The following is a 14,190-nucleotide window of genomic DNA, read 5'->3' as shown; positions in this document are numbered from 1 at the left end:
GGCACACCCCCGTACAGGCGTCCCCCTGGGTGAATGGCGACGGTTTCCTGGCACCGGGACCGACGGTACGTCACACTCCTTGCACCGCCGCACGGTAGCCTCGCCATCAACGCGGCCGTCGCCCCACTGCCGCCCAGTCAGTCCGCAAGATGTCCCGCTCAGCCCGGAGGTTCCGGTGACGACACGTGGAGTTCTGTACGTGCACTCCGCGCCGCGCGCGCTGTGCCCGCATGTCGAGTGGGCCGTCGCCGGGGTGCTCGGCACGCGCGTCAACCTCGACTGGATCCGGCAGCCCGCCGCCCCCGGCACCTGGCGCTCCGAGTTCTCCTGGAAGGCCGAGGCCGGCACCGCCTCCAAGCTCGCCTCCGCGCTGCGCGGCTGGCAGATGCTCCGCTTCGAGGTCACCGCCGAGCCCAGCGCCACTGCCGAGGGCGAGCGCTACAGCTGCACCCCCGACCTCGGCATCTTCCACGCCGTCACCGGCATCCACGGCGACATCCTCATCCCCGAGGACCGCCTCCGCGCGGCCCTGCTGCGCAGCAAGCACGGCGAGACCGACCTCGAGTCCGAACTCTCCAAGCTCCTCGGCAAGCCCTGGGACGACGAACTGGAACCCTTCCGCTACGCGGGCGAGGGTGCCCCGGTCCGCTGGCTGCACCAGGTCGTCTGAGCGCCGTACGGGCCCGCGTCGGCCCGAGATCCCCACGGACACGTGAAAGGGCCCCCACCAGCCGGTGGGGGCCCTTTCACCTGCCGTCGGACGGTCCCGCCGTCAGACGGTCCTGAACGCCAGGACCACGTTGTGGCCGCCGAAGCCGAACGAGTCGTTCAGCACGGCGATACGGCCCTCGGGGAGGGTACGGGGCTCGCCGACGACGACGTCCGCGTTGACCTCGGGGTCGAGCTCCGTGACGTTGATGGTCGGCGGGGCCGTGCGGTTGACCAGGGCCAGGATCGACGCGACGGTCTCGACGCCGCCCGCGCCACCCAGGAGGTGACCGGTCATCGACTTGGTGGCGGAGATCGCCATGTGGTCGACGTCGTCGCCGAACACCTTGCGCAGCGCCTTGATCTCGGCCACGTCGCCCTGCGGCGTCGAGGTGGCGTGCGCGTTGACGTGCACGATCTCCGACGGCTTCAGGTCGGTGGAGTCCAGCAGGTTCTGCAGGGCGTGCGCGATGCCGTTGCCCGAGGGCTCGGGCTGCGTGATGTGGTGGGCGTCGGCGGAGACACCCTGGCCGACCGCCTCGACGTAGATCCGGGCACCGCGCGCCTTGGCGTGCTCCTCGGACTCCAGCACGATCACACCGGCGCCCTCGCCGAGCACGAAGCCGTCACGGCCCGCGTCGTAGGGGCGCGAGGCACCCTGGGGGTCGTCGTTGTTCTTGGACATCGCCATCATGTTGCCGAAGGCGGCGATGGGAAGCGGGTGGATGGCGGCCTCGGTACCACCGGCCACGACCACGTCCGCACGACCGGTGCGGATCATCTCGATCGCGTACCCGATGGCCTCCGCGCCCGAGGCGCAGGCCGACACGGGGGTGTGCACACCGGCGCGGGCACCCAGCTCGATACCGACGTTGGCCGCCGGGGAGTTGGGCATCAGCATCGGCACGGTGTGCGGGGAAACGCGGCGTACGCCCTTCTCCCTGAGCACGTCGTACTGGTCGAGCAGGGTCGTCACACCGCCGATGCCGGAGGCGATGACCGCGCCGAGCCGGTCGGGGTTGACGGCCTGGTCCTCGCCCGCCTTGGCGGTGAAACCGGCGTCCTGCCAGGCCTCCTTGGCCGCGATCAGCGCGAACTGCGCCGAGCGGTCCAGCTTGCGGGCCTGCGGGCGGGGGATGATCTCGCCGGGCTCGACCGCGACACGCGCGGCGATCTTGACCGGCAGCTCCTCCGCCCAGTCCTCCTGAAGACGGCCGACGCCGGACCGGCCGGCGAGCAGGGCCTCCCAGGTGGAGGGCACGTCGCCACCCAGCGGTGTGGTTGCGCCGATACCGGTGACGACCACGGTGCGATTGGTCGGGCTCACGGGAATTCTTTCTCCAACGATGCGGGAATGTACGGCGCCACCGCCGGGTGGCGGGGCCTTGCGGTCTCAGGGCCCGGTGGCCTTGAGACCTACGAGTCTCAGGCCTGGTGCTTGAGGATGTAGTCGGTGGCGTCACCGACGGTCTTGAGGTTCTTGACGTCCTCGTCCGGGATCTTCACGTCGAAGCGCTCTTCGGCGGCGACGACGACCTCGACCATGGACAGCGAGTCGACGTCGAGGTCGTCGGTGAAGGACTTGTCCAGCTGGACGTCCTCGGTGGGGATACCGGCGATCTCGTTCACGATCTCGGCAAGGCCCGCGACGATCTCTTCCTGGGTGGCGGCCATGTCAGGCGCTCTCCTTCTTCGATGTTCAGACGGTTGATGGCAGTAGTCCCCGTATCGGACCGGTTGGTCCGGCACGGAGTGCCTAGGGGAGGGTAACGACCGTGGCGGCGTAGACCAGACCCGCCCCGAATCCGATGACGAGCGCCGTGTCGCCGCTCTTGGCCTCGCCGGTCGCCAGAAGCCGCTCCATCGCGAGCGGGATCGACGCGGCCGAGGTGTTGCCGGTGGTGCGGATGTCACGGGCGACCGTGACGTGCTCCGGCAGCTTGAGAGTCTTCACCATCGAGTCGATGATCCGCACATTGGCCTGGTGCGGGATGAAGACGTCCAGGTCGTCCGAGGTGATCCCGGCCGCGTCCAGCGCCTGCTGGGCGACCTTCGCCATCTCGAACACGGCCCAGCGGAAGACCGCCTGGCCCTCCTGGGTGATCGCGGGGAACTTGACGTTCCCCTCGCTGTCCAGGGGGAGTTCGGCGACGTCACCGATCGCGAACCGGTCCCACGGGACGGTCTGCTTGATGGTGCCGGACTTGTCGCCCTCCGAGCCCCACACCGTGGGGCCGATGGCGGGCTCCTCGGACGGGCCGACCACGACCGCGCCCGCGCCGTCGCCGAACAGGAAGGCCGTCGCGCGGTCCTCCAGGTCGGTCAGGTCGCTGAGCCGCTCCACGCCGATGACGAGCACGTACTCGGCGGAACCTTCCACCACCATGCCCTTGGCGAGGGTCAGGCCGTAGCCGAAGCCCGCGCAGCCCGCCGAGATGTCGAACGCGGCGGCCTTGTCGGTGCCCAGCTTGTGCGCGATCTCGGTGGCCACGGCCGGGGTCTGGCTGAAGTGCGAGACCGTGGAGACCACCACGGCGCCGATCCGGTCGGCGTCGATGCCCGAGTCGGCGATGGCCTTGCCCGCCGCCTCGATCGACATCGCGGCGACCGTCTCCTCGGGGCCCGCCCAGTGCCGGGTCTCGATGCCGGAGCGGGAGCGGATCCACTCGTCGGAGGAGTCGATCTTCTCCAGGATCACCTCGTTGGGCACCACCCGGGTCGGCCGGTAACCGCCGACACCGAGGATGCGCGCGTACGGGGCGCCCTTGCTGGGCCTGATCTTCGCCATTGCCATGGGCTCCTTCTCAGACACCCGCCGCGTCGGCGGCAGGAGTCACGGTCTCGGCGATGAGCGCGCGCGCCGCGTCGAGGTCTTCGGGGGTCTTCAGCGCCAGCGTCCGCACGCCCGGCAGGGCCCGCTTGGCCAGACCGGTCAGGGTGCCGCCCGGACACACCTCGATCAGGGCGGTGACGCCGAGTGCCTTGAAGGTCTCCATGCACAGGTCCCAGCGGACCGGGTTGGCGACCTGGCCGACCAGCCGCTGGAGCACCTCGGTGCCCGTCGCGACGGTCTGCCCGTCCTTGTTGGAGACGTAGGTGAACGCCGGGTCGGCGGGCGTCAGGGAGGCGGCCGCCTCGGCCAGCTTCTCCACCGCGGGCGCCATGTGCAGGGTGTGGAAGGCGCCGGCCACCTTCAGCGGGACGACCTTGCGGACGCCCTCGGGCTTGTCCTCGTTCAGCGCGGCCAGCTGCTCCAGCGTGCCCGCGGCGACGATCTGGCCCGCGCCGTTGATGTTGGCCGGGGTGAGGCCCAGCTTCTCCAGGTGCGCGACGGAGACCTCCGGGTCGCCGCCGAGCAGCGCCGACATGCCGGTCTCCGTGATCGCGGCGGCCTCGGCCATGGCCAGACCCCGCTGACGGACCAGGCGCAGCGCCTCGGTGTCGTCCAGCACGCCGGTGATGGCGGCGGCGGTGATCTCGCCCACGCTGTGGCCCGCGACCGCGCCCGGCGCGATCGACGCGATGTCACCCAGTGCCGCGGCGGACAGGATTCCGGCGGCGACAAGGAGCGGCTGCGCCACCGAGGTGTCGCGGATCGCGTCCGCGTCGGCCTCGGTGCCGTAGTGGACCAGGTCCAGGCCGATGGCGTCCGACCACGCGGCGACACGGGCGGCGGCACCGGGCAGTTCGAGCCAGGGAGTCAGGAAGCCGGGCGTCTGGGCGCCCTGGCCGGGAGCGACGAGTACGAGCACTCTCACACTCTCTCTTGGGGACGGCCCGGGCCGCCCGTGAGGACAGGGACGAAGAACACGAGGGGCTTTTGTGGACCCTGGACAAAAAGCTAGAGCTGGGCGTCTCCATCGGTCAGCCGCCCCAGGATCAGGGCGATCCGCAACGTGAACGCGGATCGTACATCGGAAGGTGACCAGCCGGTGACGTCAGTCACACGTCGGAGCCGGTAGCGGACGGTGTTCGGGTGAACGAAGAGCATCCGGGCGGCGCCCTCCAGGCTGCTCGCCTGTTCCAGGTAGACACTCAGCGTCTCCAGGAGCGCGGAGCCGGCCTCCTCCAGCGGTCTGTAGATCTCCTCCACCAGCTGCTCGCGCGCACCCGGATCACCCGCGATGGCGCGCTCCGGCAGCAGATCGTCGGCCAGCACCGGGCGGGGCGCGTCCTGCCAGGCGGAGCACGCCTTGAGGCCCGCCGCGGCCGCCTGCGCGGAGCGGGTCGCGGCCTGGAGGTCGGACACCACGGGCCCCGCGACCACGGGTCCCGCGGCGAACGGGCCGATCAGCGACTTGGCCACCGCGAGCGGGTAGGCGCTGCCGCCCGCGATCACCACGAGCCGGTCCCCGAGCACGCCGGTGAGCACCTGGAGCTTGGCGTGCCGGGCGGCCCGCCGGATCGCCTCCACGGTCAGTTCGCTGTCGCCCTCGGGCGCGGTGCCGAGCACCACGCACACATGGTCCGGGGAGTTCCAGCCGAGCGCGGCGGCCCGGCTGACGGCGCCCTCGTCGGCCTCGCCGCTGAGCACCGCGTTCACCACCAGGGACTCCAGGCGCGCGTCCCAGGCACCGCGTGCCTCGGCGGCCTGGGCGTACACCTGGGCGGTGGCGAAGGCGATCTCCCGGGCGTACACGAGCAGCGCCTCGCGCAGCACGCGCTCGTCGCCGGGCGCGGCCACCTCGTCGATGGCGCTCTCCATGACCTCGATGGTGGTGCGCACCATCTCCACGGTCTGCCGCAGCGTGATGGCCCGGGTCAGCTCGCGGGGCGCGGTGCCGAACACGTCGGTCGAGATCGCCTGGGGTGCGTCCGGGTGCCGGAACCACTCGGTGAAGGCGGCGATGCCCGCCTGGGCCACGAGCCCGATCCAGGAGCGGTTCTCCGGTGGCATCGCCCGGTACCACGGCAGGGTGTCGTCCATGCGCGCGATGGCCTGCGCGGCGAGATGCCCGGAGGACTTCTCCAGCCGCTTCAGGGTCGCGGAGTGCGGGTGGGCGGCATGACGTGCGGGATCGCTGCTGTGGGATTCGGGTTCGGGCACGGGGACAAGAGTGCCTTATCCGGCGGGGGCCGTGCGTCGCCGGGTCCCGCCGAGGGCGCGGAACCGGGGCCGGGGGCGCTTGTACCGGGGACTACCGTGGGGCCCATGATCGAGGTACGGCGCGCGGACGAGCGGCATCGCGGAGGCGACCCGGAGGCCGGGATCGACTCCCGGCACGCCTTCTCCTTCGGCCCGCACTACGACCCGGACAACCTGCGCTTCGGCGCGCTGATCGCCTGCAACGAGGAACGGCTCGCCCCCGGCGCGGGCTTCGCCGAACACCCGCACAGCCACACCGAGATCGTCACGTGGGTGACCGAGGGGGAGCTGACCCACCGCGACTCCACGGGCCGGGCGAGCGTGGTCCGCCCCGGTGACGTACAACACCTGAGCGCGGCGGCGGGGGTGCGGCACTCCGAGCGCAACGAGGGCGCGGAGCCGCTGGCCTTCGTCCAGATGTGGCTGGCACCCCGGGACTCCGGCGGGGAGCCGTCGTACGAGGTCGTCCGGGACCTGGCCGGGCCGTACGCGGTGCCCGGCGCGGGCGCGACCCTGCGGGTGCTGCGTCCTGCGGCGGGGGAGCGGACCGCGCTTCCCGACGCTCCGCTGCGCTACGTCCATGTCGTACGCGGCGAGGTACGGCTCGCGGACGGCACCCCCGGCTCCGGCGACACCCCCGGCCCCGGCGACACCCCCGGCCCCGGCGACACCCCCGGCCCCGGCGACACCCTCGGCCCCGGCGACTCGGCGCGGATCACCGAGGCGCGGGGCGTGGAGCTGGCCGGGGTCACGCAGGCCGAGGTCCTGCTGTGGCAGCTGGAGCCGGTCAGCCCCTGAACTCCGTCAGCACCGCGTCCGTGAAGGGCGGCCACGCCTCGACGGCCCACGGTCCGAAGGCCCGGTCGGCCAGGGCGACCGTCGCGAGGCCCGCGTCCGGGTCGATCCACAGGAAGGTGCCGGACTGGCCGAAGTGCCCGAAGGTGCGGGGCGAGGACGAACTGCCGGTCCAGTGAGGGGACTTGCCGTCGCGGATCTCGAAGCCGAGGCCCCAGTCGTTCGGGTTCTGGTGGCCGTAGCCCGGCAGCACGCCCTTGGTGCCCGGGTACTGCACGCTCATCGCCTCCGCGACCGTGCGTGGGTCGAGCAGCCGGGGCGCCTGGACCTCCGCGGCGAAACGCAGCAGATCCTCGACTGTGGAGACGCCGTCCTTCGCCGGGGAGCCCTCCAGCGAGGTCGCGGTCATGCCCAGCGGCTCCAGGACCGCCTGGCGCAGATACTCCGCGAAGGGGATGTCGGCCGCCTTGGCGATGTGGTCCCCGAGCTGCTCGAAACCGGCGTTGGAGTACAGCCGCCGCTCACCGGGCGCCGCCAGGCTGCGGTGCTCGTCGAAGGCGAGGCCCGAGGTGTGCGCGAGCAGATGGCGGACGGTCGATCCGGGCGGCCCGGCGGGCTCGTCCAGCTCGATGGCCCCCTCCTCGTACGCGACGAGCGCCGCGTAGGCGGCCAGCGGCTTGGTCACCGAGGCCAGCGGGAAGCGGTGCCCGGCCGGGCCGTGGGTGCCGAGGACCGTCCCGTCGGCGCGGACGACACCCGCGGCGGCGGTGGGAACGGGCCAGTTCTCGATCAATGCCAAGCTCTGCGACGACATGCCGAGGAGCCTATGCGGGTCACAGGACCAGCTCCATCAAGGGGTCCGGCTTCGGGCGGAAGCCCAGCGACGCGTACAGCGGCAGGGCCTCGGCGGAGGCGGTCAGCTGGATCTTGCCCGCGCCGCGCTCGCGGAACCACTCCAGCAGCCCGTCCACCACACAGGCGCGGGCGTACCCCCGGCGCCGGGTGCCGGGGTCGGTGGCCACGCTGAAGACGAAGCCGACGGTGCCCGTGGGGTTGTTGGCGTGGCCGATCCGGTACTCGACCGTCCCGGCCGCGAGCGCGGCCAGCGCGCCCGGTCGCTCCGGGTGGTCCACCACGAAGGCGGCGAACGGTCCCGTCGGATCGGCCAGCCGCTCGCGCAGCGTGGGCAGCGACCGGTCGTGCCAGGACCCGGCGGCGGGATGCGGGGAAACGGCGTCGATCATCACCTGGCGCAGGCGCAGCACTTCCCGCGCGTCCTCGGGCCCGGCCCGTCGTACGAGACTCATGGCACCGCACGCTAATCGCCGACTCCCGCCGCCGTCCCGGTATTTGTGGCCGGGCGCGCTTGCCTGGAGTGCGCTCGAAGGTCATAGCGTGGGGGCATGACGGTGATGCAGACCATGCAAGCGGCCACCGAGGAAGTCACCACCCCCGACATCTGTGCTCCGGCGGCCCAGCGGCGCCATCCCAGGCCCGACGGCCAGGACCGCTACACGATCAGCGAGGTCGTCGCCTTCACGGGACTGACCGCGCACACCCTGCGCTGGTACGAACGGATCGGCCTGATGCCGCACGTCGACCGGTCGCACACCGGCCAGCGCCGCTACCGCAACCCCGACCTGGACTGGCTGGACCTCGTCACCAAGCTGCGCCTGACCGGGATGCCGGTGGCCGACATGGTGCGGTACGCGGAAATGGTCCGCGAGGGGGAGGACACCTATCCGCAGCGCAAGGCCCTGCTGGAGGACACCCGCAGGGACGTGCTGAGCCGGATCGCCGAACTGCGCGACACGCTCGCCGTGCTCGACCTGAAGATCAGCATTTACACGACGGAGGGGAACAACCGATGAGCGACGACCGGATGACGTCCGTACGGCTCGGCACGGACGGGCCGGAGGTCGGCGTCCAGGGCCTGGGCTGCATGGGCATGAGCTTCGCCTACGGCCCGGTCGACGCCGATGCCTCGCGGGCCACCCTCGACCGCGCCCTGGAGCTGGGGGTGACGCTGTACGACACGGCGGACGCCTACGGCGCCGGGGACAACGAGCGTTTCCTCGCCCCCTTCTTCGAGGCCCACCGCGACGAGGTGGTCATCGCCACCAAGTTCGCCCTCTCGATCCCGGCGGACGACCCGAGCAAGCGGATCATCCGCAACGACTCCCCCTACATCCGCCAGGCCGTCGAGGCGAGCCTGAAGCGGCTCGGCGTCGACGAGATCGACCTCTATTACATGCACCGCCGCGATGTGAACGTGCCCCTGGAGGAGAGCGTCGGCACCATGGCGGAGCTGGTGCGCGAGGGCAAGGTCAAGCACCTGGGCCTGAGCGAGGTGACGGCCGACGAGCTGCGCGCCGCGCACGCCGTCCACCCCATAGCCGCCGTGCAGTCGGAGTGGTCGCTGTTCAGCCGGGACATCGAGGCCCACGTGGTGCCCGCCGCCCGTGAGCTGGGCGTGGGCCTGGTGGCGTACTCCCCGCTCGGCCGGGGCTTTTTGACCGGCGCCTTCACCGACGCCGGCAAGGAGCTGTCCACCGACGACTTCCGCCGCGCCCAGCCCCGCTTCACCGGCGACAACGCCGCCGCCAACGCGGCCCTGCTGGCGCCGGTGCGCAAGGTCGCCGAGGCGCACGGGGTCTCCCTCGGCCAGGTCGCCCTCGCCTGGGTCCAGCAGCAGGCGGCCGTCCGGGGCCTGCCGGTCGTCCCGATCCCGGGCACCCGCAAGCCGAGCCGGATCACCGAGAACGTGGCCGCCACGCACCTCGTCCTCAGCGAGGAGGAGCTGGCCCTCCTGGAGCCGATCGCCGGCCGGGTGGCGGGCGACCGGTACGCGGACATGTCGTTCACCTCGGCGGGCCGCGAGGACCGGTGAGCCCCGGCGGGGCCCCTACAGCTCCGCCAGCAGCTCGGCCTTCTTGGCCGCGAACTCCTCGTCCGTCACCAGCCCTGCCTGGTGCAGCTCCCCGAGATGCCGGATGCGTTCGGCGATGTCGGCGGGGTCGCGCCGGGCCGGGTCCACCGCCCGGGCCGTCACGGCGGCGGGCGCTGACGCGGTGCCGTGCTCCCGGACCGCCGCGAGCACGGCCGCCGCGAAGGGCAGCGACTCGTGCACCGGCCCGTAGCCGAGTCCGAAGACGACCGCCGCCGGGTCCTGGTCGGCCTGCGCGGGCGCCGCACCGGCGCTCTCCGGCCGCAGCAGCCGCAGATGCCCCTCGAAGACCTCCGGCGAACGCCACTCGACCCCGGTCAGCTCGGACACCGCGAACTTCTGGTCCCCCGCCTTCCACTTGGCCGAGGACGCGCCGGTCCAGGACCAGCGGAACCGCACGCTCGTACCGTCGAAGGACGCCTTGCCGTCGTACGCCTTGAACTGGAGCGGCGGCTCGGGCGCGGCGACCAGGTAGCCGTCGGCGGGACCGGACTCGGTCAGCAGCACCTTCAGCTCGTCCGCGTAGTACTCGGCCAGGGTCTCCCGCTCGGCGGGCAGCACCAGCCGGTACGGATCGGTGTCCTCGGGCAGCTGGCCCGCGGCCGCCTCCATCAGCGGGTCGGCGCCCGCGCGCGGCTGGAGCTGGAGCGCGACCGTGCCGCGTCTGCCCCGCGTCAGCGTCACGCCCTCAAGGGCAGCCAGCGGGACGCGCCGCTCACCCAGGGCCTGAAACAGTTTCGGTGTCCGTATCCCCCGTTCGTAACGGATGAGCACGGAGTCGGACTCGAACTCCCATACGGCATGAAAACCCGCCAGTACGTCACCCATGCGGCTCATCGTATGCGGCACGTGCTTCTCCGTCGCCATCCGCGCAGACCGCACTTCCTGCTGTCTTCTACGCGCGTCCGTCCGGGGACTTCTCCGGCAGACCGGTCCGGCACCCGGCGTCCCCGCCGGCACAGGTGACCGCGTCGTACGCCCCCACGCCGATCTTGGCCAGGTTGCGCAGGCTGTCCGTGCCCGGCTGGAAATAACCGGCGTGGCCCTGCGCGTCGCTCGCCGAGAGCACGCGGGCGCCGAAGGCGCGGGAGACCGGGTCGGCCCCGTGCCCGAGGCCGCCGACCTCCAGATACGGCACGTCCCGCACCCAGTCGGTGGCGTCCCGCATGGCCCACACCCGGGCCCGGGTGCCCAGCTGGGCGGCCTTGGTGACCCGCATGCCGGGGCTCGCGGCCACCGCCACGTCGCTCACCCGCTTGGGCATGCCGTGCGCGGCGACGCCGCACAGCACCGAGCCGTAGCTGTGGCAGAACATCGACACCGGGGACCGGCCGGGCAGGGCGTCGAGCAGCGCGTTCAGCCGGACGGCGCCGTCCTCGGCGCGCATCGCGGTCGCCGCGTCCACGCCGATCCCGTCGGGCGAGGTGTAGTCGGCCCAGGCGATCACGGCGGTCCGGGTCCCCGGGCTCGCCAGGCGCTCGGCCGCGTGCAGCGCCTGCGCCATGCCGACCGGGGCGCTGTACTTGCGGTTCGTCCGCTGGAAGGTGAACAGATCGGTGTCCACACCGGGCACCACCACGGAGATCCGCTGGGCCCGGTCAAGGTTCCCGAACACCTCGGCCACCCGGCCGGAGCCGTCGGGGTCGAAGGCCAGGATGTGCCGGTCGGGCTGCGCGAGCGCCTCGTAGCGCTGCATACGGCGGGCGGCGTCCTGCTGGCCGTACGTACTCAGCCGGTTGTCGTGCATCCGCTGCCGCGCGGCCTCACCGGCCTCGGCCAGGGCGACACGGTTCGCGTGGTAGCGCAGGGTCACCGGGGCGCCGTTCATGTTGCCGACCGCGAGTGGATAGCGGTCGGCGAGCATCAGGCGGTCCGCCGCGGTGAGCGAGGCGAAGAACGCCGCGAGCCGCGCCGGGGAGGAGGCCGTGGGGTCGGGCAGCCGGTGGCCGCCGATGCTGTCGCGCTCCCACCGGGCGAGCGAGGACCGCAGCGCGGTCGAGTCCCGGTGGGTGTGCAGCGCGGTCCAGCCGGTGGTCGCGAGCATCACGAACACGACGGCCAGCGCGAGCAGCGCGCGCCAGACATTGAGCTGGGGGGAGGTGCCGAAGGAAGTCACTGGGAGGACACACTAGGAGAACGGGACGGTCTCGGGGGAACCGAGTGGCAGGGATCACGTTTCGCGAGTCGAGGGACGGGTTTCGCGGATCGTAGGACGGATCGAGATCGAAATCCCGGAACGATCTCGGTGATCCGGAAACGAATTCAGACGGTCGCCCAGTTCCCGACCAGTGCCGGTCCCACCTGATCGAGGTACGACGCGGTCAGCTCGCGCATGGACTCCAGGCTGAAGTCCTCGCCCGTGCTCCACTGCTGCTCGGTGACCCGTATCACCCCGCAGAACACGGCCACCGCCAGCCGGGGCCGGGGATCGGCGTCCATGTCCACGCCCTCGCGCTCGGCGAGCACCCGGGCGAGGGTCTGCTCGGTGGCCGCCGAGCGGCGCAGATGGGCGGCGAGCAGGGCGGGCGTCGAGCCGATCATGCGGTACATCCGCAGATACAGCTCGACCGGCACGGACGTCTCGACCGTCTCCCGGATGGCGTCCCAGTTCTCCAGGATCGCCTGGCGCAGCGCGACCATCGGCGGCTCGTGCGCCGGGCGGTCGCGCACGGCCGCCACGAAGTGCGCCTCGGTCATGTCCTGCACCGCGAAGGCCGCGTCCTCCTTGCCCGCGAAGTAGCGGAAGAAGGTGCGCTGCGAGACGTCGACGGCCTCGGCGATGTCGTCGACGGTGGTCTGCTCGTACCCCCGCGTGGTGAACAGCTCGAGGGCGGCGCGCACCAGCGCCTCGCGCGTACGCCGCTTCTTGCGCTCGCGCAGCGTCTCCATGGGCCTTCTCCTGTGAACGTCCTTCCAGCTCAGCCTATGCGCTGGGAGACACGCCGATGACCGGTAGGCGAATCGGTTTGTCAGCTGTCAGTGACTGTCACTAGCCTCGATCTCATGACTAGTCAGACCACCATCGACAAGGCGGGTCCGGGGGACGGTGCCTCCGCGGACGCGTCTGCACCGACTCCGGCGGGACTTCGCGGCCATCCCTGGTTCACCCTGATCACCGTCGCCGTGGGCGTGATGATGGTGGCCCTCGACGGCACCATCGTGGCCATCGCCAACCCGGCCATCGCCAAGGACCTGCACGCGAGCTTCTCCGACGTGCAGTGGATCACCAACGCCTACTTCCTCGCCCTCGCCGTGTCCCTGATCACGGCGGGCAAGCTCGGTGACCGCTTCGGCCACCGGCAGACCTTCCTCATCGGCGTGACGGGCTTCGCGCTCGCCTCCGGCGCCATCGGACTGTCCGACAGCATCCCGGCGGTCGTCACCTTCCGGGTCTTCCAGGGCCTGTTCGGCGCGCTGCTGATGCCGGCCGCGCTCGGCCTGCTGCGGGCCACCTTCCCGGCCGAGAAGCTCAACATGGCCATCGGTATCTGGGGCATGGTCATCGGCGCCTCCACGGCGGGCGGCCCGATCCTCGGCGGCGTCCTCGTCCAGCACGTCAACTGGCAGTCCGTCTTCTTCATCAACGTGCCGGTCGGCCTGATCGCCCTGCTGCTCGGCACGCTGATCCTGCTCGACCACCGCGCCGAGAACGCGCCACGCTCCTTCGACCTGCTCGGCATCGCACTGCTCTCCGGAGCCATGTTCTGCCTGGTCTGGGCCCTCATCAAGGCCCCGACCTGGGGCTGGGGCGACGGCCGCACCTGGGGCTTCATCGCCGCCTCGGCGCTGCTCTTCGTGGCCTTCGCCTGGTGGGAGACGAGGGTCGCCGAGCCGCTGATCCCGCTGGGGCTGTTCCGCTCGGTCCCGCTGTCGGCGGGCGTGGTGCTCATGGTCCTCATGGCCATCGCCTTCATGGGCGGCCTGTTCTTCGTGACCTTCTACCTCCAGAACGTGCACGGCCTCAGCCCGGTCGACGCCGGTCTGCATCTGCTCCCGCTCACCGGCATGATGATCGTCGGCTCCCCGCTGGCGGGCTTCGCCATCACCAAGCTCGGCCCGCGCATCCCGCTCGCGGGCGGCATGACGCTCACCGCCGTCGCCATGTACGGCATGTCCACCCTGAAGGCGGACACCGGCAGCGCCACCATGTCGATCTGGTTCGCCCTGCTCGGCCTCGGCCTCGCCCCGGTCATGGTCGGCGCCACCGAGGTCATCGTCGGCAACGCGCCCATGGAGCTGTCCGGCGTCGCGGGCGGCCTTCAGCAGGCGGCCATGCAGATCGGCGGCAGCCTCGGCACCGCCGTGCTCGGCGCCGTGATGGCCTCCAAGGTCGACAACGACCTCGCGGGCAACTGGGCCGCCGCCGGCCTCCCCAAGCTCACCCCCGCCCAGCTCGGCCAGGCCTCCGAGGCCGTCCAGGTCGGCGTCCCCCCGGTGACCAAGGAGATGCCCCCGGCCCTCATCGCCAAGATCACCGACGTCGCCCACGACACCTTCATCTCCGGCATGAGCCTCGCCTCCCTGGTGGCGGCAGGCGTGGCAGCGGTGGCGATCCTGGTGGCCCTGCTGACCCGCCGAGGAGAGAACGCGGAGGCGGGCGCGGGAGTGGGCCACATCTGAGTTCGTCGGGCTGGTGATGCTTTTAGGGGCGCGG

At 71.7% G+C, this 14,190-nt stretch carries 15 protein-coding genes; 5 read left to right on the top strand and 10 right to left on the bottom strand.

Going from position 1 to position 14,190, the window contains the following annotated elements; genetic code table 11:
- Positions 1–175 precede the first annotated feature (175 nt).
- Positions 176–670, top strand: a complete 495-nt coding sequence (locus AB0E91_RS20335) for a DUF3145 domain-containing protein (RefSeq protein WP_161181638.1) — start codon at positions 176–178, stop codon at positions 668–670.
- Between the two features lie 102 nt (positions 671–772).
- Here AB0E91_RS20335 and fabF read toward each other — a convergent pair whose 3' ends face one another.
- The 5 genes from fabF to AB0E91_RS20310 all read right to left on the bottom strand — a co-directional run bounded on the left by fabF (position 773) and on the right by AB0E91_RS20310 (position 5,755).
- Entirely contained in the window at positions 773–2,035 is a 1,263-nt protein-coding gene (gene fabF / locus AB0E91_RS20330; RefSeq protein WP_361783449.1) for a beta-ketoacyl-ACP synthase II, read from the bottom strand.
- 98 nt (positions 2,036–2,133) lie between these two features.
- Entirely contained in the window at positions 2,134–2,382 is a 249-nt protein-coding gene (locus AB0E91_RS20325) for an acyl carrier protein (RefSeq protein ID WP_018545314.1), read from the bottom strand.
- An 82-nt stretch (positions 2,383–2,464) separates the two neighbouring features.
- Entirely contained in the window at positions 2,465–3,496 is a 1,032-nt protein-coding gene (locus AB0E91_RS20320) for a ketoacyl-ACP synthase III (protein WP_161181636.1), read from the bottom strand.
- A gap of 16 nt (positions 3,497–3,512) precedes the next feature.
- Positions 3,513–4,460: an ACP S-malonyltransferase gene (locus AB0E91_RS20315; protein WP_361783445.1), complete on the bottom strand. Its 948-nt coding sequence runs from the start codon at positions 4,458–4,460 to the stop codon at positions 3,513–3,515.
- Between the two features lie 89 nt (positions 4,461–4,549).
- Positions 4,550–5,755 carry a helix-turn-helix domain-containing protein gene (locus AB0E91_RS20310; RefSeq protein ID WP_361783442.1) on the bottom strand — a complete coding sequence of 402 codons (1,206 nt, stop codon included), beginning with the start codon at positions 5,753–5,755 and terminating at the stop codon, positions 4,550–4,552.
- Positions 5,756–5,860: 105 nt separating this feature from the next.
- Here AB0E91_RS20310 and AB0E91_RS20305 point away from each other — a divergent pair, with 105 nt between their 5' ends.
- Entirely contained in the window at positions 5,861–6,592 is a 732-nt protein-coding gene (locus tag AB0E91_RS20305; protein ID WP_361783439.1) for a pirin family protein, read from the top strand.
- On the opposite strand, the gene AB0E91_RS20300 is transcribed toward AB0E91_RS20305, so the two are convergent.
- Together AB0E91_RS20300 and AB0E91_RS20295 are read right to left on the bottom strand one after the other, a co-directional pair.
- Positions 6,582–7,403 (bottom strand): serine hydrolase domain-containing protein, encoded by an 822-nt coding sequence (locus AB0E91_RS20300; protein WP_361783436.1) that lies wholly within the window; start codon positions 7,401–7,403, stop codon positions 6,582–6,584. The genes AB0E91_RS20305 and AB0E91_RS20300 overlap by 11 nt on opposite strands.
- A gap of 19 nt (positions 7,404–7,422) precedes the next feature.
- Entirely contained in the window at positions 7,423–7,896 is a 474-nt protein-coding gene (locus AB0E91_RS20295; RefSeq protein WP_361783433.1) for a GNAT family N-acetyltransferase, read from the bottom strand.
- A gap of 96 nt (positions 7,897–7,992) precedes the next feature.
- On the opposite strand from AB0E91_RS20295, the gene AB0E91_RS20290 reads away from it, so the two are divergent.
- Both AB0E91_RS20290 and AB0E91_RS20285 read left to right on the top strand, forming a co-directional pair.
- Positions 7,993–8,460, top strand: coding sequence for a MerR family transcriptional regulator (locus AB0E91_RS20290; protein WP_361783430.1), 468 nt, complete (start codon positions 7,993–7,995; stop codon positions 8,458–8,460).
- Positions 8,457–9,479 (top strand): aldo/keto reductase, encoded by a 1,023-nt coding sequence (locus AB0E91_RS20285; RefSeq protein WP_361783427.1) that lies wholly within the window; start codon positions 8,457–8,459, stop codon positions 9,477–9,479. Before AB0E91_RS20290 ends, AB0E91_RS20285 begins: the two co-directional genes overlap by 4 nt.
- Before the next feature lie 15 nt (positions 9,480–9,494).
- Here the strand turns inward: AB0E91_RS20285 and AB0E91_RS20280 are convergent, their stop codons facing one another.
- The 3 genes from AB0E91_RS20280 to AB0E91_RS20270 all read right to left on the bottom strand — a co-directional run bounded on the left by AB0E91_RS20280 (position 9,495) and on the right by AB0E91_RS20270 (position 12,425).
- A complete protein-coding gene (locus AB0E91_RS20280; RefSeq protein ID WP_361783424.1) occupies positions 9,495–10,364 on the bottom strand; it encodes a DUF4429 domain-containing protein in 870 nt (289 codons plus the stop codon).
- A gap of 67 nt (positions 10,365–10,431) precedes the next feature.
- On the bottom strand, positions 10,432–11,652 hold the full coding sequence (locus AB0E91_RS20275; protein WP_361783421.1) for an alpha/beta hydrolase: 1,221 nt from the start codon (positions 11,650–11,652) through the stop codon (positions 10,432–10,434).
- Between the two features lie 146 nt (positions 11,653–11,798).
- On the bottom strand, positions 11,799–12,425 hold the full coding sequence (locus tag AB0E91_RS20270; protein WP_361783418.1) for a TetR family transcriptional regulator: 627 nt from the start codon (positions 12,423–12,425) through the stop codon (positions 11,799–11,801).
- A 114-nt stretch (positions 12,426–12,539) separates the two neighbouring features.
- Between AB0E91_RS20270 and AB0E91_RS20265 the strand changes: the two genes are divergently transcribed.
- Complete coding sequence (locus tag AB0E91_RS20265; protein WP_361783415.1) at positions 12,540–14,156, top strand: MFS transporter; 1,617 nt, start codon at positions 12,540–12,542, stop codon at positions 14,154–14,156.
- Positions 14,157–14,190: the final 34 nt, after the last annotated feature.

This window comes from Streptomyces sp. NPDC026659 (assembly GCF_040638245.1).
In the GTDB taxonomy this organism is placed as follows: domain Bacteria; phylum Actinomycetota; class Actinomycetes; order Streptomycetales; family Streptomycetaceae; genus Streptomyces.
Note: the sequence above shows the minus strand (reverse complement) of the source record. Positions and strands in the feature narration are given on the sequence as shown.